General features: G+C 73.1%; 22 protein-coding genes. 15 read left to right on the plus strand and 7 right to left on the minus strand.

Annotation, left to right across the window (positions count from 1 at the left end; genetic code table 11):
- Window positions 1-72: 72 nt before the first annotated feature.
- From IE217_RS11460 to IE217_RS11475, 4 genes are read left to right on the plus strand one after another with little or no spacing between them, the layout of a single operon-like run.
- Entirely contained in the window at window positions 73-753 is a 681-nt protein-coding gene (locus IE217_RS11460) for an ABC transporter permease (protein WP_190177678.1), read from the plus strand.
- Window positions 750-1,424 carry an ABC transporter permease gene (locus IE217_RS11465; RefSeq protein WP_190177679.1) on the plus strand — a complete coding sequence of 225 codons (675 nt, stop codon included), beginning with the start codon at window positions 750-752 and terminating at the stop codon, window positions 1,422-1,424. Before IE217_RS11460 ends, IE217_RS11465 begins: the two co-directional genes overlap by 4 nt.
- Entirely contained in the window at window positions 1,421-2,389 is a 969-nt protein-coding gene (locus IE217_RS11470) for an ABC transporter substrate-binding protein (protein WP_190177680.1), read from the plus strand. The genes IE217_RS11465 and IE217_RS11470 overlap by 4 nt, the downstream gene beginning before the upstream one ends.
- Before the next feature lie 40 nt (window positions 2,390-2,429).
- Window positions 2,430-3,017 carry a hypothetical protein gene (locus IE217_RS11475; protein ID WP_190177681.1) on the plus strand — a complete coding sequence of 196 codons (588 nt, stop codon included), beginning with the start codon at window positions 2,430-2,432 and terminating at the stop codon, window positions 3,015-3,017.
- Between the two features lie 2 nt (window positions 3,018-3,019).
- Here IE217_RS11475 and IE217_RS11480 read toward each other — a convergent pair whose 3' ends face one another.
- The 6 genes from IE217_RS11480 to rhaI all read right to left on the minus strand — a co-directional run bounded on the left by IE217_RS11480 (window position 3,020) and on the right by rhaI (window position 10,692).
- Window positions 3,020-3,679 carry a LutC/YkgG family protein gene (locus IE217_RS11480; RefSeq protein WP_190177682.1) on the minus strand — a complete coding sequence of 220 codons (660 nt, stop codon included), beginning with the start codon at window positions 3,677-3,679 and terminating at the stop codon, window positions 3,020-3,022.
- Window positions 3,676-5,154: a LutB/LldF family L-lactate oxidation iron-sulfur protein gene (locus IE217_RS11485; protein WP_190177683.1), complete on the minus strand. Its 1,479-nt coding sequence runs from the start codon at window positions 5,152-5,154 to the stop codon at window positions 3,676-3,678. The genes IE217_RS11480 and IE217_RS11485 overlap by 4 nt, the downstream gene beginning before the upstream one ends.
- Window positions 5,151-5,906: a (Fe-S)-binding protein gene (locus tag IE217_RS11490; protein ID WP_190177684.1), complete on the minus strand. Its 756-nt coding sequence runs from the start codon at window positions 5,904-5,906 to the stop codon at window positions 5,151-5,153. Before IE217_RS11490 ends, IE217_RS11485 begins: the two co-directional genes overlap by 4 nt.
- A gap of 41 nt (window positions 5,907-5,947) precedes the next feature.
- Window positions 5,948-7,330 carry a rhamnulokinase gene (locus IE217_RS11495; RefSeq protein ID WP_190177858.1) on the minus strand — a complete coding sequence of 461 codons (1,383 nt, stop codon included), beginning with the start codon at window positions 7,328-7,330 and terminating at the stop codon, window positions 5,948-5,950.
- 56 nt (window positions 7,331-7,386) lie between these two features.
- The gene (locus IE217_RS11500; protein ID WP_190177685.1) at window positions 7,387-9,426 is read right to left on the minus strand and encodes a bifunctional aldolase/short-chain dehydrogenase; all 2,040 of its coding nucleotides are present in this window, start codon (window positions 9,424-9,426) and stop codon (window positions 7,387-7,389) included.
- A gap of 105 nt (window positions 9,427-9,531) precedes the next feature.
- Window positions 9,532-10,692: an L-rhamnose isomerase gene (rhaI, locus tag IE217_RS11505; protein ID WP_190177686.1), complete on the minus strand. Its 1,161-nt coding sequence runs from the start codon at window positions 10,690-10,692 to the stop codon at window positions 9,532-9,534.
- Window positions 10,693-10,953: 261 nt separating this feature from the next.
- On the opposite strand from rhaI, the gene IE217_RS11510 reads away from it, so the two are divergent.
- The 11 genes from IE217_RS11510 (at window position 10,954) to IE217_RS11560 (ending at window position 21,489) form a co-directional block, all read left to right on the plus strand.
- Complete coding sequence (locus tag IE217_RS11510; protein WP_190177687.1) at window positions 10,954-12,468, plus strand: sugar ABC transporter ATP-binding protein; 1,515 nt, start codon at window positions 10,954-10,956, stop codon at window positions 12,466-12,468.
- A complete protein-coding gene (locus IE217_RS11515; protein ID WP_190177688.1) occupies window positions 12,465-13,505 on the plus strand; it encodes an ABC transporter permease in 1,041 nt (346 codons plus the stop codon). The genes IE217_RS11510 and IE217_RS11515 overlap by 4 nt, the downstream gene beginning before the upstream one ends.
- Window positions 13,498-14,520, plus strand: a complete 1,023-nt coding sequence (locus tag IE217_RS11520) for an ABC transporter permease (protein WP_190177689.1) — start codon at window positions 13,498-13,500, stop codon at window positions 14,518-14,520. Before IE217_RS11515 ends, IE217_RS11520 begins: the two co-directional genes overlap by 8 nt.
- 82 nt (window positions 14,521-14,602) lie before the next feature.
- The gene (gene rhaS / locus IE217_RS11525) at window positions 14,603-15,685 is read left to right on the plus strand and encodes a rhamnose ABC transporter substrate-binding protein (RefSeq protein ID WP_190177690.1); all 1,083 of its coding nucleotides are present in this window, start codon (window positions 14,603-14,605) and stop codon (window positions 15,683-15,685) included.
- Window positions 15,686-15,702: 17 nt separating this feature from the next.
- Entirely contained in the window at window positions 15,703-16,023 is a 321-nt protein-coding gene (locus tag IE217_RS11530; protein WP_190177691.1) for an L-rhamnose mutarotase, read from the plus strand.
- A gap of 145 nt (window positions 16,024-16,168) precedes the next feature.
- Window positions 16,169-17,194, plus strand: a complete 1,026-nt coding sequence (locus IE217_RS11535) for a LacI family DNA-binding transcriptional regulator (RefSeq protein ID WP_190177692.1) — start codon at window positions 16,169-16,171, stop codon at window positions 17,192-17,194.
- Window positions 17,195-17,292: 98 nt separating this feature from the next.
- Entirely contained in the window at window positions 17,293-18,594 is a 1,302-nt protein-coding gene (locus IE217_RS11540) for an alpha/beta fold hydrolase (RefSeq protein ID WP_190177693.1), read from the plus strand.
- A 53-nt stretch (window positions 18,595-18,647) separates the two neighbouring features.
- A complete protein-coding gene (locus tag IE217_RS11545; protein ID WP_190177694.1) occupies window positions 18,648-19,391 on the plus strand; it encodes a PIG-L deacetylase family protein in 744 nt (247 codons plus the stop codon).
- A 56-nt stretch (window positions 19,392-19,447) separates the two neighbouring features.
- The gene (locus IE217_RS11550) at window positions 19,448-20,377 is read left to right on the plus strand and encodes a sigma-70 family RNA polymerase sigma factor (RefSeq protein ID WP_190177695.1); all 930 of its coding nucleotides are present in this window, start codon (window positions 19,448-19,450) and stop codon (window positions 20,375-20,377) included.
- 44 nt (window positions 20,378-20,421) lie between these two features.
- Window positions 20,422-20,592, plus strand: a complete 171-nt coding sequence (locus IE217_RS11555; protein WP_373297993.1) for an alpha/beta fold hydrolase — start codon at window positions 20,422-20,424, stop codon at window positions 20,590-20,592.
- Between the two features lie 45 nt (window positions 20,593-20,637).
- A complete protein-coding gene (locus IE217_RS11560) occupies window positions 20,638-21,489 on the plus strand; it encodes a pentapeptide repeat-containing protein (RefSeq protein ID WP_190177696.1) in 852 nt (283 codons plus the stop codon).
- Here IE217_RS11560 and IE217_RS11565 read toward each other — a convergent pair.
- Complete coding sequence (locus IE217_RS11565; protein WP_190177697.1) at window positions 21,451-22,998, minus strand: cytochrome P450; 1,548 nt, start codon at window positions 22,996-22,998, stop codon at window positions 21,451-21,453. The genes IE217_RS11560 and IE217_RS11565 overlap by 39 nt on opposite strands.
- Window positions 22,999-23,075: the final 77 nt, after the last annotated feature.

A 23,075-nucleotide genomic window follows, 5' to 3' on the forward strand; every position in this document is an offset into this window, starting at 1 on the left:
CGGCCCGGCTCCGGCCCCCGGACGGCTCACCCCCGGGTGCCATGACCACCGGTCCGCCGGTGCAATGGATGCGTGACCGTGCCTCCGGACGACTGCCTCGCGCGCAACGAGTGGATCTGCGGGGCCTATCTGAGCACCCGCCGCCGGATCCTGCTCGACGCCACGCTCCAGCACGTCCGTATCACGGTCCTGGCGGTGCTCATCGGGCTCCTCCTCGCCGTCCCGCTCGCCCTCCTCGCCCGCCGCCTGCGGCCGGCCGCGGGGCCCGTCCTGGCCGGCACGACGATCCTCTACACCATCCCCTCCCTGGCGATGTTCTCCCTGCTCCTGCCCCTGTACGGGCTCTCGGAGAGCCTGGTCGTCGCCGGGCTCGCGCTGTACTCGCTGACCCTGCTGGTGCGCAACATCCTCACCGGGCTGCGAGGCGTGCCCGAGGAGACCCGGCAGGCGGCGCTCGGCCTCGGTTACGGCCCGCTGCGGCTGCTGCTCACCGTCGAACTGCCGCTCGCCCTGCCCGCCGCCATGGCGGGACTGCGCGTCGCCACGGTCTCGGCGGTCTCCCTCGTCACCCTCGGCGCGGTCGTCGGCCACGGCGGCCTCGGCAACCTCATCTACGCGGGCATGAACACCTACTTCAAGGCCCAGGTGCTCACCGCGTCCGTGCTGTGCGTGGTCATCGCGGTCGCCGCCGACCTGATCCTGCTGGCCGTCCAGCGGCTGATCACGCCCTGGACGCGGACGGAACGCGCATGACGACCCCGGCCGGCACCTGGAACTGGCTCACCGACCCCGCGCACTGGGCCGGCGAGGACGGCATCGCCCACCGCCTCCTTGAGCACGTGGTGCTCACGGCCGTCTGCCTGGCCGTCGCCTGCCTGATCGCCCTCCCGGTCGCGCTCGTCCTCGGCCACCTCGGCAGGGGCGGTGCCCTCGCCGTCAACATCTCCAACGTCGGCCGGGCCGTGCCCACCTTCGCCGTCCTCGTCCTGCTGCTCCTGACCCCGGTCGGCCGCTGGGGCGAGGGGCCGACGGTCGTCGCGCTGGTGCTGTTCGCCCTGCCCCCGCTGCTCACCAACGCCTACGTCGGCGTGCGCGAGGTCGACCGGGACACGGTGCGCGCGGCCCGCGGGACGGGGATGTCCGGGCGGCAGGTGCTGCTCCAGGTGGAGTTGCCCCTGGCGCTGCCGATGATCCTCACCGGCGTGCGCACGGCCGCCGTCCAGCTCGTCGCCACCGCCACGATCGCCGCGCTCGCCGGCGGCGGAGGGCTCGGCCGGATCATCACGGCCGGCTTCAACCTGGCGAGCACCCCGCAGGTGGTCGCCGGCGCCGTCCTCGTCGCGGCGCTCGCGCTGCTCGTCGAGGGCGTGTTCGCGGCCGCCGAGCGGCTCGGGCCGCCGTGGACGCGCGGCGGCGCACGGTGAGAGCGCCGGCCCCGCGCCGGCCGTTCCCGCTGCTCCCGCTGCTCCCGCTGCTCCTGCTCGCCCCGCTCACCGCCTGCGCCACGGGCCCCGCCCTCGAGGACCGCGGCCGGGTCACCGCTGCGCCCGGCGACAGCCGTCACCTGACCGTGGGGTCGGCCGGCTTCACCGAGAGCGACCTGCTCGCCCAGTTGTACGCCCTGCTGCTGAACCGGGCCGGCTACCGGACCTCCCTGATCACCGTCGCCAACCGCGAACTGTACGAACCCGCCCTGGAGTCCGGTGGTATCGACGTCGTACCCGAGTACGCCGCCACGTTCGCCGACTGGCTCAACGCACGGACTCACGGCTCCGGCGCGCGCCCCGTCGGCTCACCCGGCCTCGGGACCACCATGAACGCCCTGCGCCGGCTCGCCGCGCCCCGCGGGCTGACCGTCCTCGAACCCGGCCGCGCCGTCGACCAGAACGCGTTCGCCGTGAGCGCCTCCTACGCGCGGCAGCACCGCCTCAGAACCCTCAGCGACCTGGGCGCCTCGGGCCTGAAGGTGCGGCTCGCGGCGGGCGACGAGTGCGTGCAACGGCCGTACTGCGCGCCGGGACTGCGCCGGACCTACGGCATCGACATCACCGGGATCGACCCCAAGGGGGTCGGCACCACCCAGGCCAAGGAGGCCGTGCGCGGCGGCCGCGACCAGATGGTGCTGACCACCACCACGGACGCCGGCCTCGACGCCTTCGGCCTCGTCCTCCTCGCCGACGACCGGCACCTCCAGAACGCCGACTACGTCGTCCCGGTCGTCAACCGCGCCCGCGCCGGCGGCCCCGGCGTGACCCGCGCGCTCGGCCGGCTGAGCGCGGTCCTGACGACGGCGGACCTCGCGTCGATGAACCGGGAGGTGGACCAGTGGCGCCGCCTTCCCGAGGACGTGGCCCGCCGCTACCTGCGCGAGAAGGGCCTGCTCGGGTGAGAGCGGCCGGGCTGTCAGTGGCCGCCTGTACGTTGCGGGCATGGGTGTCTATCTGGTCAGCGTCGGCGCGCGGGAGTGGTCCGACGGGAGCGAGGACGGCCGGGGCTCACTCGCCGTCGCGCTGAACGAGGAGCTGCGCCGCCGCGGCCTGCCGCCGTACGGGTCCCCTCCCGAGGAGGAGGACTTCGTACGGGGCTCGGGGCAGTCCTTCGAGGAGAAGCTGGTGCCGGGCATGGACGGGTTCCTCGCCCTGTGCCGGGCGCACCTGTCGCAGGAGGAGACGGACAGACTGTGCGGCTGGTCGCTGCTGGTGCCGTTCTCCCTCGATCAGGAGCTGATACTTCCCGTGGGCGACGCCTACGCGGACGAGACGGCCGTCTGTGGCGCGCCCCAGGTCGAGGCGCTCGCCCAGCGGCTGGCGACGGCCGTGGCGCTGCCGCCCGAGGTGCCGTCCGCGTGCGACAACCTCGACCTGACCAACTGGTTCCTGGACGGCGACGCCACGAAGCTGGCCGCCGTACGCCCAGGACCGTGGAGCGAGGACCTGGACGCGTCGTTCTACGTGGCGCTGTACCTGCGCGCGGCCCAGCACTCGGTGCGCCGGGGCGCCCCGATCGCCTTCTGCTGAGCCTACGGCGAGCTGTGGTCCCCGCTCACCAGCACCACCTCGAGGGTGCGCGGACCGTGCACGCCCTCGACCCGGTTCAGTTCGATGTCGCTGGTCGCCGAGGGCCCGGAGATCCACGTCAGCGGGCGTGCCGGGTCCAGGCGCTCCAGCGCCTCGGGCACGGAGGAGACGACCTGGTCGGGGACGCGGACGACGCAGATGTGGTGGTCGGGGATCAGCGTGATGCGGCGGCGGCCCTGGTCGGGGGAGCCGTCCAGGACGATGGTGCCCGTCTCGGCGATCGCCACCGCGCAGCCGGTCACCACGCTGTCCACGCGGTCGAGTTCCTCCGGAGTGCTCACCGTGTGGTCCTGGACCCAGTGGGTGTCGGGCGCCGACGTCCACTCGGGCGGCAGTCCCGGCGGCACGAGCACCTTGCCGGATCCGCGTGCCTCGAGGAGCCGCGTGATGAGCAGCGGCAGGTCCCCGGCGTCCGCGCGGTGCACGACCGCCCGGTAGTCCACCAGGTTCTCGGCCAGCAGCTCCACCGTGTCCTCGGGGTCGCGCTCCCCGTGCCGGCGCAGGTAGTCGCGGACGACGGCCTGCGCGTACGGCGTGTCGTCCTCCGGTACGTCGGCCAGCGCGCGCCGCACCCGGCCCAGCACCCGGTCCCTGCTGCTCACTTCGTGCCCTCCTGGCCCCCGTGCGTGCGCTGCCACCAGTCGCGAAACGGCTCGGCGGGCACCGGCGGCAGATCCCGGGTCCCGGTCCACGCCCGGCCCGGGCCGGGCAGGGTCCGCGGATGCAGCCGGCGGGTGCGCGAGGCCAGGCGCTGGCCGCCGCGCAGCGCACCGGCATGGCTGAACGCCCAGCGCGCGGCGCGCATCGCCGCGCGCTCGGCCGCGTGTCCCTTGGCGGGCTTCAGCACCACCTTGTTGCCCTGCCGGGTCGCCGGGCCGCCCTGCACGACGCGTTCGCGCAGGTGCACCAGGACCTCGGGGATGTCGATGGCGACCGGGCACACCTCGTAGCAGGCCCCGCACAGCGAGGACGCGAACGGCAGCGAGGCGTCGATCTCGCTCTGGGTGCCGCGCAGTTGGGGGCTGAGGATGGCGCCGATCGGCCCCGGGTAGACCGAGCCGTAGGCGTGCCCGCCGGCCCGCTCGTACACCGGGCAGACGTTCAGGCAGGCCGAGCAGCGGATGCAGCGCAGGGCCTGCCGGCCGACCTCGTCGGCGAGCGTGTCGGTGCGGCCGTTGTCGAGCAGGACCAGGTGGAAGGCGCTGGGTCCGTCCTCGTCGCGGACGCCGGTCCACATGGACGTGTACGGGTTCATCCGCTCGGCGGTCGAGGAGCGCGGCAGCGTCTGGAGGAACACCTCCAGGTCCCGCCAGGTCGGCACCACCTTCTCGATGCCGACCACCGAGATCAGCGTCTCGGGCAGCGTCAGGCACATCCGCCCGTTGCCCTCGGACTCCACGACCACCAGCGTGCCGGTCTCGGCGACCACGAAGTTGGCGCCCGAGATGCCGACCTTGGCGCGCAGGAACTTCTCCCGCAGGTGCAGCCGGGCCGCCTCGGCGAGTTCGGCGGGCGCGTCGGTCAGGCCCTCGGGGGCCGGGCGGCCCCACTCCCTCATCTCGGAGCGGAAGATGTCCCGGATTTCCCCTCGGTTGCGGTGGATGGCCGGCACCAGGATGTGCGAGGGCCGGTCCTTGCCCAACTGCACGATGAGCTCGGCGAGATCGGTCTCGTAGGCACGGATGCCCTCCGCCTCCAGCGCCTCGTTCAGCCCGATCTCCTGGGTGGCCATCGACTTGACCTTGACCACCTCGCTCTCACCGGTGGCCTTCACCAGAGCGGTCACGATCCGGTTGGCCTCCTCGGCGTCGGCCGCCCAGTGGACCGTGCCGCCCGCCGCCGTCACCGCCTCCTCCACCTGGACCAGGTACCGGTCGAGGTGGCGCAGGGTGTGGTCCTTGATCCGCCGGCCGGCCTCGCGCAGCCGGGCCCAGTCGGACACCTCCGCCACGGCCGCCGCCCGCTTGGCGCGGATGGTGTGCGTGGCGTGGCGCAGATTGCCGCGCAGGGTGCTGTCGGCGACCGCCTCGTGCGCCGCGACCGGGAAGGCGGGCATCCCCACGAACGTCACGCTCATACGGCGGGTTCCTCCTCCGTGCTCGCCAGGATCTCCGCGATGTGCACCGGCCGCATCCCGCTGCCGAGCCGGCTCATGGTCCCGCCGATGTGCATGAGGCAGGAGTTGTCGCCCGCGCACAGCACCCCGGCGCCCGTCGACTCGGCGTTGCGCACCTTGTCGGCGCCCATCGCCGCCGACACGTCGGGGTTCTTCACCGCGAAGGTGCCGCCGAATCCGCAGCACTCCTCCGCGCCGGGCAGCTCCACCAGCTCCAGCCCCCTCACCGCCTGGAGCAGCCGCCGGGGCCGGTCCCCGAGGCCCAGGCCGCGCAGCCCGTGGCAGGTCGGGTGGTAGGTGACCCGGTGCGGGTAGTACGCGCCGACGTCCGTCACCCCCAGCACGTCCACCAGGAACTCCGTCAACTCGTACGTCTTCGGCACCACCGGGGCCAGGACCCGCTCCAGGGTGTTCCCGCGCCCCTCGGCCCGGGCCCGCCCGCCCATCCGCGGGTACTGCTCCCGCACCATCGCCCCGCAGGAACCGGACGGCGTGACGATCGCCTCGTAGCCGCCGAAGACCTCGGCGAAACGACGGGCGAGCGGCTCGGCCTCGTGCCGGTAGCCGGTGTTGTAGTGCGCCTGCCCGCAGCACGTCTGCCCCAGCGGGAAGTCCACCTCCACGCCCAGCCGGGTCAGCAGTCTCACCACGGCGCGCCCGGTGTCCGGATAGAGCGTGTCGTTGACGCAGGTCAGGAACAGTGCGACACGCATCGCGGCTCCTCGCTGTCGTTCGTCGGATGTGTGCAGGGTAGTCAGACGAGCCGGGCCTCCGCCGAGCGCCAGGCCGCCGCGTCACCCCGGGGTTCGTAGCGGGTGAGCGGCTGCGTACGGGCCACCAGGCGCCGCATGCCGGCCCGGTCGCCGACCAGTCCGTGCGCGCGGGCCTGCACCAGGACGTTGCCCAGGGCCGCCGCCTCCGCCGGGCCCGCCACCACCGGCAGCCCGCAGGCGTCGGCGGTCAGCCGGCACAGCAGGGCGTTGCGGGCGCCGCCGCCCACGATGTGCACCACGTCCACGGGGTGGTCCGCCAGGCGCTGCGCCTCGCGGACGGCCCGCCGGTGGGCGAGGGCGAGGGAGTCCAGGATGCAGCGGGTGGTCTCGGCGGGGGAGCGGGGCACTGGCTGCCCGGAGTCCCGGCAGGCCGCCGCGATCCGCTCCGGCATCCGGCCCGGGGCGAGGAAGGCCGCGTCCCCCGCGTCCACCACCGACCTGAGCCCGGGCGCCTCGGCGGCCTCGCGCAGCAGCCCGTCCAGACCGGGCTCGCCCCAGGCGCGCAGGCACTCCTGGAGCAGCCACAGACCCATGATGTTGCGCAGATGGCGCACGGTGCCGTCCAGGCCCAGCTCGTTGGTGAAGTTCGCCGCCCGGCTCTCCTCGGTGAGCACCGGCGCGTCCAGTTCCAGACCGGCCAGCGACCAGGTGCCCGTGCAGATGTAGGCGAACCGCTCGTTCCCGGCCGGCACCGCGGCCACCGCGGAGGCGGTGTCGTGCGAGCAGACCGCCGTGACCGGCACCGGACCGGTGAGCCCGGTCTCCTCCAGCACCTTCGGCCGCAGCCCTCCCGCCGGGTCGCCGGGCAGTCGCAGCGGCGCGAACAGGTCCAGGTCGACGCCCAGCCGGTCGGCGACCTCCCGCGACCAGTCACGCGTGCGCGGGTCGACGAGCTGGGTGGTGGAGGCGTTGGTCAGCTCCGTGCCCTGCTCACCTGTCAGCCAGTACGTCAGCAGATCGGGGATGAGCAGCAGCCGCTGGGCTGCAGCGAGTTGGGCGGTCGAGTGGGCCGCGGTCAGCTGGTAGAGGGTGTTGAAGGGGGCGTACTGGATGCCGGTCGCCGCGTACAGCTCGGCGGCCGGCATCGTCGCCCACACCTGCTCCGCGACGCCCTCGGTGCGCGGGTCGCGGTAGTGCACCGGGTTGCCCAGCAGGGCGCCGTCGGCGTCCAGCAGGCCGTAGTCGACGGCCCAGCTGTCGATGCCGACCGAGTCCACCTCGCCCGCCGCCCGCAGCCCGTCCAGGACCCCCGCGTACAGCGCGAGGACGTCCCAGCGCAGGCCCTCGGGCAGCCGCACGGGCCGGTTGGGGAAGCGGTGCGCCTCGGTCAGCTCCAGCGACCCGGGCCCGACCCGGCCGACCATGACACGCCCGCTGGACGCGCCGAGGTCGACCGCGGCGTACGCCTTCACGCCGCCGCTCACCGCAGGAAGGCGGCCGCGACGCCGGCGTCGACCGGGACGTGCAGCCCGGTGGTGTGGGACAGCTCCCCGCCGGTCAGCGCGAACACCGCGTTGGCCACGTGCTCGGGCAGCACCTCGCGCTTGAGCAGGGTCCGCTGGGCGTAGAACTCGCCGAGCTTCTCCTCCGGCACCCCGTACACGGCGGCCCGCTGGGCGCCCCAGCCGCCCGCGAAGATCCCCGAGCCGCGCACCACCCCGTCCGGGTTGACGCCGTTGACACGGATCCCGTGCTCACCCAACTCGGCTGCCAGCAGCCGTACTTGATGCGCCTGGTCGGCCTTGGTGGCGGAGTAGGCGATGTTGTTCGGGCCGGCGAAGACGGCGTTCTTGGAGGCGATGTAGACGATGTCGCCGCCCAGGCCCTGGGCGGTCATCACGCGCGCCGCCTCACGCGAGACGAGGAAGGAACCGCGGGCCATGACGGCGTGCTGGAGGTCCCAGTCCCCGGCCGAGGTCTCGAGCAGCGGCTTGGAGATGGAGATCCCGGCGTTGTTGACGACGAGGTCCACCCCGCCGAAGGCGAGCAGGGCCGCCTCGAAGGCCTCCGCGATGCGCTCCTCGTCGGTCACGTCCACGGTGACCGCGACGGCCTTGTCCGGACCGCCCAGCTCCCCGGCGACCGCCGCCGCGTTCTCCGCGTTCAGGTCGGCCACCACGACGCACGCGCCCTCGGCCGCCAGCCGGTGCGCGATCGCCCTGCCGATGCCGCTGCCCGCGCCGGTGACCAGCGCGATGCGCGTGGCCAGCGGCCGGGGCGGGGGCATCCGCCGCAGCTTGGCCTCCTCCAGCGCCCAGTACTCGATGCGGAACTTCTCCGACTCCTCGATCGGCGCGTACGCGGAGACCGCCTCGGCCCCGCGCATCACGTTGATCGCGTTGACGTAGAACTCGCCGGCCACCCGGGCGCTCTGCTTGTCCCTGCCGAAGGAGAACATGCCGACGCCCGGCACGAGCACGATCGCCGGGTCGGCGCCCCGCATGGCGGGGGAGCCGGGCCCGGCGTGCCGGCGGTAGTAGGCCGCGTACTCCTCCCGGTAGGCCGCGTGCAGTTCCCTCAGCCGGTCCACGGCCTCCTGGAGGGGCGCCGTCGGCGGCAGGTCGAGGACGAGCGGGCGGACCTTGGTGCGCAGGAAGTGGTCGGGGCAGGAGGTGCCCAGCGCGGCGAGCCGGGGGTGCTCGGCGCGGGAGACGAAGTCGAGCACGACGTCGGAGTCGGTGAAGTGCCCGACCTGCGGGTGGTCCTGGGAGGCGATCGCGCGGACGTACGGCGCGAGGGCGGCGGCCCGCTTGCGCCGCTCGGCCCCGGGCAGCGGGCCGTACCCCTCGATCACCGGCCCGAAGGGCCGCGCCTTGCCGCGCTCGGCGAGGAAGGCCTCGGCGGTGCGGATGATGTGCAGGGAGTTGCGCTCGCACTCCTCGGCGGTGGCGCCCCACGCGGTGATCCCGTGCCCGCCGAGCACGCACCCGACGGCCTGGGGGTTGGCCTCCTTGATGGCGGCGATGTCCAGGCCCAGCTGGAAGCCGGGCCGCCGCCACGGCACCCACACCACGCTGTCGCCGAAGCACTCGGCGGTCAGCTTCTCCCCGTCGGCCGCGCAGGCGAGCGCGATCCCGGAGTCGGGGTGCAGATGGTCCACGTGCGGGGCGTCGACCAGCCCGTGCATGGCGGTGTCGATGGACGGCGCCGCCCCGCCCTTCCCGTGCAGGCAGTAGTCGAACGCGGCGACCATCTCGTCCTCGCGCTCCACCCCTGGATACACGCCGGTGAGCGCCCGCAGCCGGTCCAGCCGCAGCACCGCCAGCCCGTCCTCGGTCAGCGTCCCGAGATCACCCCCGGACCCCTTGACCCACATCAGCTCCACGTCCCCGCCGGTGACGGGGTCCTTCTCCGTGCCCTTGGCGGAGGCGTTCCCCCCGGCGTAATTGGTGTTGCGGGGATCGGAGCCGAGCCGGTGGGACCGGGCGAGGAGGGCAGCGGCTTCAGGATGAAGTGACACGGAGGGTTCCCTTCGAAGAGAGGTGAGTGAAAAAGAGGCACGGGGAACTGCGCGACCAGCCGCGAACGACCCGCGCCCCGCGACGGACAGTGACCCGGCAGCCGCTCACGCCCCCCACCCGGCCTGCTCCCCGCCCACCCGCTCGGCCACGATCTTCTCCGCCCACCCGGACCGCCGATAGGCGGCGAGGGGGTCGGGGTCCAGCCCCATCTCCTGACGCACCTCGCGAAGCAGCGGACGCACGTCCGTGTCGTACGCGTCCATCAGCACGGCGTTGGCGCCGAGAACGTCCCCCGCGGCCTGGGCCTCACCCAGCGCCTCCCGGTCGACGAGCAGAGCCTTGGCCGTCGCCTCCTGGACGTTCATCACCGAACGGATGATCGCCGGGATCTTCGCCTCGATGTTGTGGCACTGGTCGAGCATGAACGCGACCCCGGGCGTGAGCCCGCCGCCGCGCACCACCTCGTACATGATCCGGAACAGCTGGAAGGGGTCGGCCGCGCCGGCCATCAGGTCGTCGTCGGCGTAGAAGCGCGAGTTGAAGTCGAAACCGCCGAGCCTGTCCTCGCGCAGCAGCGTCGCCACGATGAACTCGATGTTGGTGCCGGGCGCGTGGTGCCCGGTGTCGACGACGACCCGCGCCTTGGGGCCGAGCTTGAGGCAGTGGGCGTAGGCGGTGCCCCAGTCGGGGACGTCGGTGGTGTAGAAGGCCGGCTCGAACAGCTTGTACTCCAGCAGCATCCGCTGCCCGTCGCCGAGCCGCTCGTAGACCTCCGCGAGCCCTTCGGCGAGGCGGTCCTGGCGGGAGCGGATGTCGTCCTGGCCCGGGTAGTTGGTGCCGTCGGCGAACCACAGTTTCAGGTCGCGGGACCCGGTGGCGTCCATGATGTCGACGCACTCCAGCAGATGGCCGACGGCCTTGCGCCGCACCGCCGCGTCCGGGTGGCAGATGCTGCCCAGCCTGTAGTCGTCGTCCTGGAAGGTGTTGGAGTTGATCGTGCCGAGCCGCACTCCCCGGTCCTCGGCGTGCCTGGCCAGTGCCGCGTAGTCCTCCGCCTTGTCCCACGGGATGTGCAGCGCCACGGTCGGGGCGACGCCGGTGAACTCGTGCACCTTGGCCGCGTCGTCCAGCTTCTCCTCGGGGGTGCGCGGCACGCCGGCTTGCGCGAACACCTTGAAACGGGTGCCCGAGTTCCCGTACGCCCACGACGGCGTCTCGACGGCCTGTGTCTTGAGAGCGGCCTTCGCCGCGGCGAGCTCGGTCACGTGAGGGCTCCTGTGACATCGGGTCTGCACGACCACAGAGTGAAACGATTCAGGACGGGAAGCTAGGGGCAGTGCCAGGGGGTGTCAACCCCGCCCGCGTACATCGGTGGTTGTGACCCATGCGTGACCTGAATCCGCCGCAACTTTTCGACCGGGACCCATTGACGTGACATCTGCTCCGTGTCTAACGTCCCGGCAACCCAGTTGAAACCTTTCACGACGCGGTGCGGCTCTCCGGCCGGCGTCGTCGAGGAGCCCTCCATGACCCACCCGTCCGACACGGGTCCGGCCCCGGTGCTGGCACTTAAGGACATCTCGAAGTCCTTCGGCGCGGTGCGTGCCCTCAAGAACGTGTCCCTGGAACTGTTCCCGGGCCAGGTGCACGCCCTCGCCGGGGAGAACGGCGCGGGCAAGTCGACCCTCATCAAGACCCTCGCCGGGGTGCACCGGCCGGACGCCGGCCAGGTACTGCTCGACGGCGAGCCCGTCGTCTTCCACGGCCCCGGCGACGCCCGTGACGCCGGCATCGCCGTGATCTACCAGGAACCGACCCTCTTCCCCGACCTGTCGATCGCCGAGAACATCTTCATGGGCCGCAGACCCCGCCGCGCCCTCGGCCGCATCGACCACAAGGCCACCCGCGAGGCCACGGCCGGCCTGATGCGGCGCCTGGGCGTCGAACTCGACCCCGACCGCCCCGCGCGCGGCCTGTCCATCGCCGACCAGCAGATCGTGGAGATCGCCAAGGCGCTCTCCTTCGACGCCCGCGTCCTGATCATGGACGAGCCGACCGCCGCGCTGACCGGCAGCGAGGTCGCCCGCCTCTTCGGCGTGGTGCGCACCCTGCGCGAACAGGGCGCCGCCGTGCTGTTCATCTCCCACCGGCTGGAGGAGATCTTCGAGATCTGCGAGCGGGTCACCACCCTGCGGGACGGCGCCCGGATCGCGAGCGAGCCGCTTCAGGGCATGGGCGAGGACGACCTCGTACGACGCATGGTCGGCCGTGACCTCGAGGCGCTCTACCCCAAGCAGGACGTCACGCCGGGCGAGGTCGCGCTCAGCGTGCGCAGGCTGACCCGCGAGGGAGTCTTCACCGACGTCTCCTTCGAGGTGCGGCGCGGCGAGATCGTCGGGCTCGCCGGGCTGGTCGGCGCCGGGCGCACCGAGGTCGCGCGGGCCGTCTTCGGCGTCGACCGCTGGGACGCCGGGGAGGTCGAGGTCGACGGCCGCGGCCTGACCAACGGCGCCCCGTCCGCGGCGATGGCCGCCGGGCTCGCCCTGGTCCCCGAGGACCGGCGCGCCCAGGGCCTGGTGATGGACATGTCCATCGAGCGCAACATCGGCCTCACCGGCCTGCGCACCACCGTGAGGGCCGGCCTGATGGACCGCGGTGCCGAACGCAGCCGCTCCCTCGACTGGGCGGTCAGGCTCCAGGTCAAGTACGCCCGCATCGCCGACGCCGTCTCCACCCTCTCCGGCGGCAACCAGCAGAAGGTCGTCCTCGCCAAGTGGCTCGCCACCGGGCCGAAGGTGCTCATCGTCGACGAGCCCACCCGCGGCATCGACGTGGGCACCAAGGCCGAGGTGCACCGGCTGCTGAGCCAACTGGCGGCCGACGGCGTCGCCGTCCTGATGATCTCCTCCGACCTGCCCGAGATCCTCGGCATGGCCGACCGCGTGCTCGTGATGCACGAGGGCCGGCTGACCGCCGAGATCCCCCGCTCCGACGCCACCGAGGAAACCGTGATGGCCGCAGCAACGGGGAGGGTCGCGTGACCGTGACCGCCCCCAACCCCGCCTCCGCCGCCGAGGCGTCCGCGTCCAGCGGCAGCCGCCTGGCCGACCGCGTGTTCAAGATGCGCGAACTCGCCATCCTGGCCGTCTTCCTGGTGATGATCGCCGTCACCCAGGCCGGCAACAGCGAGTTCCTGTCCCAGCAGGGCGTCAAGGACCTGCTGCTGAACGCGACCATCCTGGTGCTGGTCGCCACCGGCCAGTCCCTGGTCGTCATCACCCGCAACGTCGACCTGTCCGTCGGCTCCACCCTCGGCATCACCGCCTTCGCCGCGGGCACCTATCTGCACGGCGGCGGTAACCCCGTGGTCGCGGTCGTCCTCGCGGTGCTCCTCGGCGTCGGCTTCGGACTGCTCAACGGCCTGCTGGTCAGCCTCGGCCAGGTGCCCGCCCTCGTCGTCACCCTCGGCACGCTCTACATCATCCGCGGCATCGACTCCATCTGGGTCGGCTCGCGCCAGATCACCGCGGCCGACCTGCCCGGCGGCTTCGTCGACTTCGGCTCGGGCGGCATCTCGGCGGTGCCCTACCTGGCGCTGATCGCGCTCGTGGTCCTGGTGGGCACCGCGTACTACCTCAAGCACTACGGCAGCGGCCGTGAGCTGTACGCGCTCGGCTCCAGCCCGGAGGCCGCCCGCCTCGCCGGCATCCCGGTGCGCAGGCGGATCCTGGCCGCGTACACCTTCTGCGGCGCCCTGGCCGGTCTCGCCGGCGCCCTGTACCTCGCCCGGTTCGGCAACGTCGACTCCGGCACCGGCAACGGCTACGAACTCACCGTCGTCAGCGCGGTCGTGGTCGGCGGCGTGGTCTTCACCGGCGGCTCCGGCAGCGTCCACGGAGCCGCCCTCGGCGCCCTGCTGCTGACCTCCGTCAACAGCGTGCTGCCCGCCCTGGGCGTCAGCTCCGTCTGGGTGCTGGCGATCAACGGCATCCTGCTCCTGCTCGCCATCGCGGTCGACCGGATCGTCGCGCTGCGCGTGGCCTCGGCCCTGAAGAAGAGGAACGCCCGACATGGCTGACTTCTCCGCGACCTCACTGGCCCGCGCGGTGCGCTGGGACACCGTCGTCGGCGCCCTGCTCGTCGTGGTCCTGCTGTTCTCCTTCGGCTTCGCCGACGGCTTCGGCAACTCCCTCAACCTGTCGTTCCTGATCGGCAACACCCTCCCGATCGCCCTGATCGCGCTGCCGATGACCCTGCTGGTCGTCTCCGGCGAGATCGACCTGTCGGTCGCCTCCACGGCCGGGCTGTCCGGCGCGGTGATGGGCGCCCTGTGGAACCAGGGCATGGCCATCGAGACGATCATCCCGCTGTGCCTGGTGCTCGGCGCGGTGTGCGGCCTGGCCAACGGCCTGCTGGTGACCCGGCTGGGCCTGCCGTCCCTCGCCGTCACCATCGGCACGCTCGCCGCCTACCGGGGCATCGCGCAGATCGTCCTCGGCTCCGACGCGGTGACCGACTTCCCCGGCCAGTACCTCGACTTCGCGGCCGGCCGCCTCGGCGACAGCTTCCTGCCGCGGGCCTTCCCGCCCTTCCTGGTCCTGCTGGGGATCGCCGTGGTCGTCCTGCACGCCACCCCGTTCGGCCGGTCCCTGTTCGCGATCGGCGCGAGCGAGGAGGCGGCCCGGTTCGCCGGCATCCGCGTCAAGCGGCACAAGCTGCTCCTCTTCGTCGCCACCGGCTTCATGGCCTCGCTGACCGGCGTCTTCTGGGCCCTGCACTACGCCAGCGCCCGCTACGACAACGCCACCGGCCTCGAGCTCTCCGTCGTCGCGGCCGTGCTGCTCGGCGGCATCGACTTCGACGGCGGCAGGGGCACCCTCGGCGGCGCGATCGCCGGCGTGTTCCTGCTCGGCGCCCTGCAGAACGTGATGAGCCTGCTCAACGTCTCCGCCCAGTCGCAGATCGTCGTCACCGGCGTCCTGCTCGTCGTCTCCGTGCTCGGGCCCCGCCTCGCCCGCCGGATCGCGGTCGCCAGGGCCGGACGCCGGGCCGCCGCGGCGCCCGTGTCCGAGGCCTCCGCGCCGACCTCATAGCCGCTCCCGCACCTGCCCTTTCCCGCGTAACCGCTTCCGCACCTGCCCTTTCCCGCCCGCCCTTCTCCGACAAGGAACCCCCATGCGCAGAGCCTCGATCCGCCGTACCTGCGCGGCCCTGGCCGCCGTCACCTCCCTCGCCCTGGCCGCCACCGCCTGCGGCGGCACCACCAAGAAGGACGTCGGCAGCGAGGGCGGCTCCGCCGCCACGGCCGGCAAGGCCGACCCCGGCGCTGCGACCAAGAAGGGCCTGACCGTCGGCTTCCTGCCCAAGCAGGTCAACAACCCCTACTTCACCTCCGCCGACAACGGCGGCAGGAAGGCCCTGGAGGAACTGGGCGAGAAGTACAAGGAGGTCGGCCCCTCCAGCGCCACCGACACCTCCGGCCAGGTCTCCTACGTCAACACGCTCACCCAGCAGCAGGTCGACGCGATGGCCGTGTCCGCGCAGGACCACGGCGCCCTGTGCACCGCGCTCAAGCAGGCCATGAGCAACGGCATCAAGGTCGTCACCTACGACTCCGACACCAAACCCGAGTGCCGCAATGCCTTCGTCTCCCAGGCCTCCGCCGAGGACCTCGGCCGCACCGAGGTGCAACTGCTCGCCCAGCAGATCGGCTACCAGGGCAAGATCGCGGTCCTGTCCGCCGCGCAGACCGCGACGAACCAGAACACCTGGATCGACTACATGAAGCAGGAGCTCAAGGACCCCAAGTACAAGAACGTCCAGCTGGTCAAGGTCGCCTACGGCAACGACGACGCCCAGCAGTCCTTCCAGCAGACCCAGGGCCTGCTCCAGGAGTACCCGGACCTCAAGGGGATCATCTCCCCGACCACCGTGGGCATCAAGGCCGCCGCCCAGTACCTGTCAGGCTCCAAGTACAGGGGCAAGGTCAAGCTGACCGGCCTCGGCACCCCCAACGACATGCGCAAGTACGTCAAGAACGGCACCGTCGACGCCTTCGAGCTGTGGGACCCGGCCAAGCTCGGCGAGCTCGCCGCGCGCACCGCGGTCGCCCTGTCCTCGGGGCAGATCGGCGGCAAGGAGGGCGAGACCTTCAAGGCCGGCGCGATGGGGTCGTACACCCTCGGCAAGGACGGGGTGATCAACCTCGGCAAGCCGACGGTGTTCGACGCCAGGAACATCGACCAGTTCGACTTCTAGAGCGGGAGCGGTACTTCATGCAGCGCGTCTGTTTCCTCCTCAAGGTCCGCGAGGACCGGATCGCCGAGTACCGCGAACGCCACGCCGCCGTGTGGCCCGAGATGCGCCGGGCGCTCTCGGCCACCGGCTGGCACAACTACTCCCTCTTCCTGCGCGACGACGGCCTGCTCGTCGGCTACCTGGAGACCGAGGACTTCGAGGCCGCCAGGGCCGGCATGGAGGCCACCGAGGTCAACGCCCGCTGGCAGGCCGGGATGGGCCCGCTGTTCGAAGCACTGGACGGCACCCGGCCCGACGAGGCGATGAGACCCCTCACCCAGATCTTCCACCTCGCCTGACCCCACGGGGCGCAGGCGCCGGCGCCCTCAAGCGCCGCCGCCTTCCGCCCCACCCGCCCGATCCGCTCCGGTGTGCGGTGCGCCGACGGTAATGTGAAGCCCCGCCCGCCGCCCCCGTCCCGTCTTCCCTGGAGGTTTCCGCCCGATGAGCCAGCCGGTGGGTATCAAGGACGTCGCCCGCGCCGCCGGCGTCTCCGTGGGCACGGTCTCCAACGTCATCAACCGCCCCGAGTCCGTCGCCACCGAGACCCGGGCCAGGGTGCTGTCCGCGATCGACCGGCTCGGCTACGTCCGCAGCGAGTCCGCGCGCCAACTGCGCGCCGGGCGCAGCCGGATCATGGGCCTGCTCGTCCTCGACATGGGCAACCCCTTCTTCGTGGACGTGGCGCGCGGCGCCGAGCGGGCGGCGCGCGAGGCGGGGCTCGGCGTGATGGTGTGCAACAGCGCGCAGAGCGTCAGCGAGGAGGCCGAGTACCTCTCCCTCTTCGCCGAGCAGCGGGTGCGCGGCGTCCTGCTCACCCCGACCGACGCCACCGGGCGCAACATCGCCGCCTTCCGCCGGCACAATATCCCCTTCGTGCTGGTCGACCGGGTCGCCGAGGGCGCCACCGAGTGCTCGGTCTCGGTGGACGACGTGGCGGGCGGCGCGCTCGCCGTGCGGCACCTGGTGGACGCCGGGCACCGCTCCATCGCCTACGTCAGCGGCCCGCCCGGCCTGAACCAGGTCCGCGACCGGCGCACCGGCGCGCTGCACGCGCTCGCCGAGGCCGGCCTCGGCCCCGAGGCACTGCGCGAACTGCCCACCGAGCGGCTGGACGTGGCCGCGGGCCGTGACGCCGGGGCGCGGCTGCTGGGCCTCGCCGAGCGGCCCACCGCCGTCTTCTGCGCCAACGACCTGCTCGCCCTCGGTCTGCTCCAGGCCATGTACGCGGCCGGGGTGAACGTCCCCGACGACCTCGCCATCGTCGGCTACGACGACATCGAGTTCGCCGCGGCCGCCGCCGTACCGCTGACCTCGGTCCGCCAGCCCGCGGCCACCATGGGGGCGCTCGCCGCCGAACTGCTGCTGGAGGAGACCGGGTCCGGGCCGGCGGCGCGCGTGCACGAGCACCGGCGCGTGGTGCTCCAGCCGGAGCTGGTGGTCCGCAGCTCCAGCCTGCCCGCCCGCTGACCGGGATCCGGCCGTTCTCACGATCCCGGGGGGCGGACGGCGCAGGAACATGTGCTGAACTGGGACGCGGCCGTAAACCCTCCGTCCCGGGAGCCCCCTTGTCCCTCAGCTACCGCCAGCCCGGCGTCGTCCTCACCGACCACCGCTTCACCGTGCCGCTCGACCACGACGACCCGGCGGGGGAGACGATCGAGCTCTACGCCCGTGAGGCCGTCGCGAGCGACAAGGCCGGCAAGGACCTGCCCTGGCTGGTCTACCTCCAGGGCGGCCCCGGCTTCGGGGCGAACCGTTTCACCGGCAAGCAGGCCTGGCTCGGGCGGGCCCTGGAGGAGTACCGGGTGCTGCTCCTGGACCAGCGCGGCACCGGCCACTCCACACCCGCCAACCGCCAGACCCTCCCGCTGCGCGGCGGCCCGGCCGAGCAGGCCGGCTACCTCACGCACTTCCGCGCCGACTCCATCGTCCGCGACTGCGAGGCGATCCGCCCGAAGCTGACCGGCGGTGCCCCCTGGACCGTCCTCGGCCAGAGCTTCGGCGGCTTCTGCACGGTCAACTACCTCTCCACGCACCCCGAGGGCCTGTCCGCCGCCCTGATCACCGGCGGCCTGCCCTCCCTCGACGCCCACGCCGACGACGTCTACCGCGCCGCCTACCCGCGCATCGAGCGCAAGGTCGCCGCCCACTACGCGCGCTACCCGCAGGACGTCGAGCGCGCCCGCCGCATCGCCGACCACCTGCTCACCCACGACGTCGTGCTGCCGGGCGGCCACCGCCTGACCGTGGAGGCGTTCCAGTCCCTGGGCATCATGCTGGGCGGCGGCGACGGCAGCCACCGCCTCCACTTCCTCCTCGAGCACGCCTTCGTACGCACCCCGGGGGGCCTCGAGCTCTCCGACGCCTTCCAGGAGGAGGTGCGGGGCCTGCTGTCGTACGCCGGCCACCCGCTGTACGCCCTCGTCCACGAGGCGATCTACGGCCAGGACGAGCGGCCCACCGCCTGGGCCGCGGAGCGGGTGCGGGCCGAGTTCCCGCAGTTCGACGCGGCCAAGGCGCTGGCCGGGGACGGGCCGCTGCTGTTCACCGGCGAGTCCGTGCACCCCTGGACGTTCGACTGCGACCCCGCGCTGCGCCCGCTGCGGGAGACCGCGGAGCTGCTCGCCGCCCGCACCGACTGGCGGCCCCTGTACGACCGCGCCCGGCTCGCCGCCAACGAGGTCCCGGTCGCCGCGGCCGTCTACCACGACGACATGTACGTCGACACCGCGCACGCCCTCGACACCGCGCGCTCCGTACGGGGCCTGCGCACCTGGGTCACCGACGAGTTCGAGCACGACGGCGTCCGCGCCGGCGGCCCCCGCGTCCTGGACCGCCTGCTCGCCCTGGTCCGCGACGAGGTGTGAGACGGGACGGGAACCGTGACAACCGTGACGACAGCCGAGAGGAGAAGTCCCGTATGACCGAGTCCGGCACCGGCCGGCTGCGGCCCATGCCCGAGGACTGGCGGCGCGCGCTCGCCGTGGTCGCGCACCCCGACGACCTGGAGTACGGCTGCGCGGCGGCGGTCGCCGCGTGGACCGACGCGGGCCGCGAGGTCGTCTACGTCCTGGCCACGCGAGGCGAGGCCGGGATCGACACCCTCGACCCGGCGACCTGCGGACCCCTGCGCGAGCGGGAGCAGCGGGCGAGCGCGGCCGCGGTCGGAGTGTCCCGGGTGGAGTTCCTGGACCACCGCGACGGCGTGATCGAGTACGGCACCGCCCTGCGCCGGGACATCGCCGCCGCCATCCGGCGTCACCGCCCCGAGCTGGTGATCACCCTCAACCACCGCGACACCTGGGGCGGCGTCGCCTGGAACACGCCCGACCACGTGGCGGTCGGCCGGGCCACGCTGGACGCGGCGGCGGACGCGGGCAACCGCTGGATCTTCCCCGAGCTGGCCGAGCAGGGCCTCGAGCCCTGGAACGGCGTCCGCTGGGTCGCCGTCGCCGGTTCCGCCACGCCCACCCACGCCGTGGAGGCGGGGCCCGGCCTGGAGCGGGCGGTGCGCTCGCTGCTGGAACACCGCACCTACATCGAGGCGTTGACGGACGAGGACCCGGAGACGTACGCGCGCGAGTTCCTGACCTCGACGGCGACGGCGGTGGGCGAGCGCCACGGCGGGAAACCGGCCGTCGCCTTCGAGGTCTTCGGCCGGTGAGGGCGTGCGGCGGGCCGGGCCCGGCCTAGGATGATCGAAAAGGACGGGGGCGGCAGGTGCGCGAGGCGGACGACGACAAGGAACTCCTGGCGCGGCGCTTCCAGGAGCACAGGGGCCAACTGCGCGCGGTCGCCTACCGCATGCTCGGTTCGCTGACCGAGGCCGAGGACGCGGTCCAGGAGGCCTGGCTGCGGCTGACCCGCACGGACACCGGCGCCATCACGAACCTGGGCGCCTGGCTGACCACCGTGACCGGCCGGATCTGCCTCGACCTGCTGCGCACGCGGACCTCGCGCCGCGAGGACCCGCTCGACGACACCTTCGTGCCCGACCCCGTCATCCGGCCGCTGACCCGCACCGACCCGGAGCAGGAGGCGGTCGAGGCCGACTCGCTGGGCCTGGCCCTGCTCGTCGTCCTGGAGCGGCTGGCCCCGGACGAGCGGCTGGCGTTCGTGCTGCACGACATGTTCGCCGTGCCCTTCGACGACATCGCCCCGGTCCTGGAGCGGACCTCCGCCTCCACCAGGCAGCTCACCAGCCGCGCCCGGCGCCGCGTCCAGGGCGCCACCCCCTCGGCCGAGACCGACCTCAACCGGCAGCGGCAGGTGCTCGAGGCCTTCCTGGCCGCCTCACGGGCCGGCGACTTCGAGGCGCTGGTGGCCGTCCTCCACCCCGACGTGGTGCTGCGCGTCGACGCGGGCGCCCTGGTCCGCGGCGCCGCCGTCTCCAAGGTGGTCCACGGCGCGACGACGGTCGCCGCGCAGGCCCTCACCTTCGCCCGGTACGCCGCCTCCGCCCGGCTCGTCCTGGTCAACGGCACGATCGGCGTCGCCAACGCCCCCGAGACCGGGCCCCGCTCGGTCATGGCCGTCACCGTCGCGAACGGCAGGATCACCCACATGTACATCCTGGCCGACCCCGCCCGCCTCGACCGCCTGGACCCGCCCCGGCACACGGAGGACGACCGGCCGGCCGCGGAAGGCTGACCCGAACGCGTCGGCCGGCTCGCGCTGATCACGTCCGGTGTCCCGTGCTCGTGCTCGCCGGCGAGGTCGACCTGAACTCCCCGCCGCCAGCGATGGCCGAGTACGGCGGGTTGTTCCCGCGCGCCGAACTGGTCGTGCAGCCCGGCGCCGGGCACTTCCCGTGGCTGGACGACCCTGCCCGCTTCGTCGCCGCGGTCGGCGCCTTCCTGCGGTGACCCGGCCGCCCGGGGTGCGTGCGGTGAGTCAGTAGGCTGGACGCCATGCCTGATCAGAGAGCCGACCGGCCCGAGCTGCCCCAGTTGTCCGAGTTGCGTGGGGACTGCGCGCGTTGCTTCGGGCTGTGCTGTGTCGCTCTCCCCTTCGCCGCTTCCGCGGACTTCGCGAGGGACAAGCCCGCGGGGAAGCCGTGTCCGAACCTCCGGGACGACCACCGGTGCGGGATCCACGCCCGGCTGCGGCAGGAGGGGTACAGCGGCTGCACGGTCTACGACTGTTTCGGCGCCGGGCAGAAGGTGTCCCGGGTGACCTTCGCCGGCCGGGACTGGCGTGCGGCGTCCGGGGACGGGGCGCGGCGGATGTTCGAGGTGTTCCCGGTCGTGCGCCACCTGCACGAACTGCTCTGGTACCTGACGGAGGCGCTCACCTTGCCGGCCGCCCGGCCCATCCGCTCCGAACTGCGCCGGGCCCTGGAGCGCACCGAGCGGCTCACCCTCGGCACGCCCGACGAGCTCGCCGCGCTGGACGTCGGCGCGCACCGGCAGGAGGCCAACGTGCTGCTCCTGCGCACCAGCGAACTGGTCCGCGCACAGGTGCCCGCCCGCAAGCGCAAGGACCGGCGGGGGGCCGATCTGATCGGTGCCCGGCTCAAGGGGGCCGACCTGCGCGGGGCCTCCCTGCGCGGCGCCTGTTTGATCGCCGCCGACCTGACCGGCGCCGATCTGCGCCAGGCGGATCTGATCGGCGCCGACCTGCGCGACGCGGACCTCACGGACGCCGATCTGACCGGCGCGTTCTTCCTGACCCAGCCGCAGCTCAACGCGGCCCGGGGCAGCGTCGGCACCCGGCTTCCGCAGTCAGTCACCCGCCCGGTGCACTGGACAGCCCAGGGCTGAGTCCTGCGTGCCGGGGGCCGGGGGCGCCTCTTCGGCCGGTGCCGGTGGGCGTTCCGGCGGAACGGACGTCCGTCGCTCCGGGAGCAGGCGCAGGCCCTCCGGCATCAGGGTCAGGCGCTCGGTGACCTTCAGGCGGTAGCCCGGTTCGGGCAGCAGATCGTAGCGGCGCAGCAGCAGGCCCAGGACCAGCGTCGCCTCGTGCAGCGCGAACTGGCGGCCGATGCACGCCCGCGCCCCCGTGCCGAACGGTTTGAAGACGTGCGGCGGGCGCGCGCGGACGGCCCGCGCGTCGAACCGGTCCGGGTCGAAGCGCTCCGCGTCCGGCCCCCACACCTCGGTGTCCCGGTGCAGCATCGGGGTCAGCACCAGCGCCCACGCGCCTCGGCGCATCGGGTGCTCCCCGGCCAGCACCGTGTCCCGCACCGCCTCGCGGGCGAAGGCGGGCGCGGTCGGCCACAGCCGCAGCGACTCGTCGAGCACCCGCCGCACGTACCGCAGCTTGGCCACCTGCTCGTACGCGGGCGCCTGCGTGCCGCCCCAGACCCGGTCCACCTCGGCGCGGGCCCGGGCCGCGACCTCCGGGTGTCGGGCGAGGTAGTACAGGGCGAAGGACAGGGCTCCGGAGGTGGTCTCGTGGCCCGCGACCAGGAAGGTGATCACCTGCCGGCGCACGTTCTCGGGTGACAGCCGCTCGCCTGTCTCCGGGTGGGCCACCTCCAGCATCCGGTCGAGCAGGTCCCCGCTCCCGCTCCCGCTCGCCGCGCGCCGGGCGCGCACCAGTTCGTCGACGGTGCTGTTGAGGTGGGCGATGTCGGCGGCGTTGCGGCGGCTCGCCTCCCGCAGCAGGTACGGGGCGAGCGGCGCCGGCACGGTGTTGAGCCGCTGCGCGTAGCTGAGGGTGCCGACCATCGCGGTCACGAACGGGTGCGGCCGGGCGCGTTCGAAGGAGCCGAAGTCGTGCCCGAACCCGGTCCGGGCGATCGTCTCCAGCGTCAGCTTGGTCATGTCGCCGGGCACGTCCACGGGGTGTCCGGCGGCCGCCGCCCGGTCCCAGTGGCCGGTGAGCCGCGCGGCCACGTCGAGCATCATCGTGTGGTAGCCGGCCATCGCCTCGCGGCTGAACCCGGGGGCCAGCACGTCGTGCGCCAGCTGCCAGTTGGGCTCGTGGTTGTACGCCGTGAACAGCCCGTCCCCGGCGACCGGGCGCAGGTTGGCGACCCCGAGGCCCACGTGCTTGGCGAAGCGGGACTCGTCCGCGAGGTCGGCGGCCGGCCGCGCGCCCCACACGAACACGAACTCCTTGCCGAAGGCCTTGCGGCGGAAGACCGGGCCGAGCGCGCGGGCGTGGCGCATCGAGTCCTGGAGGGGCGTGCGCCGGTTCGCGCCGAGCACGTCACCGAGGAACGGGATCCGGTACGGCGGATGCGGGATGCGGTGCAGCTCGGGCCACCCCTGCTCCGCGCCGCGGAATCCCTTCGGCAGTTCCGACGCCGTCGTCGTCTGCGCCATGACGCGATCTCCCGAACGTGTTGTACGTGGGTTCAACAACGCGATTCAGTCTGGTCCCGTTGTTGAACCCCCGTCAA

It is taken from the genome of Streptomyces naganishii JCM 4654 (assembly GCF_014650575.1).
In the GTDB taxonomy this organism is placed as follows: domain Bacteria; phylum Actinomycetota; class Actinomycetes; order Streptomycetales; family Streptomycetaceae; genus Streptomyces; species Streptomyces naganishii.

What these genes read in the sequence shown, in the direction of transcription:
- IE217_RS11465 (WP_190177679.1), top strand. Translation starts at nt 750, where the DNA reads ATGACGACCCCGGCCGGCACCTGGAACTGGCTCACCGACCCCGCGCAC.
- IE217_RS11475 (WP_190177681.1), top strand. Translation starts at nt 2,430, where the DNA reads ATGGGTGTCTATCTGGTCAGCGTCGGCGCGCGGGAGTGGTCCGACGGG.
- IE217_RS11485 (WP_190177683.1), bottom strand. Translation starts at nt 5,154, where the DNA reads ATGAGCGTGACGTTCGTGGGGATGCCCGCCTTCCCGGTCGCGGCGCAC.
- IE217_RS11490 (WP_190177684.1), bottom strand. Translation starts at nt 5,906, where the DNA reads ATGCGTGTCGCACTGTTCCTGACCTGCGTCAACGACACGCTCTATCCG.
- IE217_RS11495 (WP_190177858.1), bottom strand. Translation starts at nt 7,330, where the DNA reads ATGGTCGGCCGGGTCGGGCCCGGGTCGCTGGAGCTGACCGAGGCGCAC.
- IE217_RS11510 (WP_190177687.1), top strand. Translation starts at nt 10,954, where the DNA reads ATGACCCACCCGTCCGACACGGGTCCGGCCCCGGTGCTGGCACTTAAG.
- IE217_RS11520 (WP_190177689.1), top strand. Translation starts at nt 13,498, where the DNA reads ATGGCTGACTTCTCCGCGACCTCACTGGCCCGCGCGGTGCGCTGGGAC.
- rhaS (WP_190177690.1), top strand. Translation starts at nt 14,603, where the DNA reads ATGCGCAGAGCCTCGATCCGCCGTACCTGCGCGGCCCTGGCCGCCGTC.
- IE217_RS11530 (WP_190177691.1), top strand. Translation starts at nt 15,703, where the DNA reads ATGCAGCGCGTCTGTTTCCTCCTCAAGGTCCGCGAGGACCGGATCGCC.
- IE217_RS11535 (WP_190177692.1), top strand. Translation starts at nt 16,169, where the DNA reads ATGAGCCAGCCGGTGGGTATCAAGGACGTCGCCCGCGCCGCCGGCGTC.
- IE217_RS11545 (WP_190177694.1), top strand. Translation starts at nt 18,648, where the DNA reads ATGACCGAGTCCGGCACCGGCCGGCTGCGGCCCATGCCCGAGGACTGG.
- IE217_RS11560 (WP_190177696.1), top strand. Translation starts at nt 20,638, where the DNA reads ATGCCTGATCAGAGAGCCGACCGGCCCGAGCTGCCCCAGTTGTCCGAG.
- IE217_RS11565 (WP_190177697.1), bottom strand. Translation starts at nt 22,998, where the DNA reads ATGGCGCAGACGACGACGGCGTCGGAACTGCCGAAGGGATTCCGCGGC.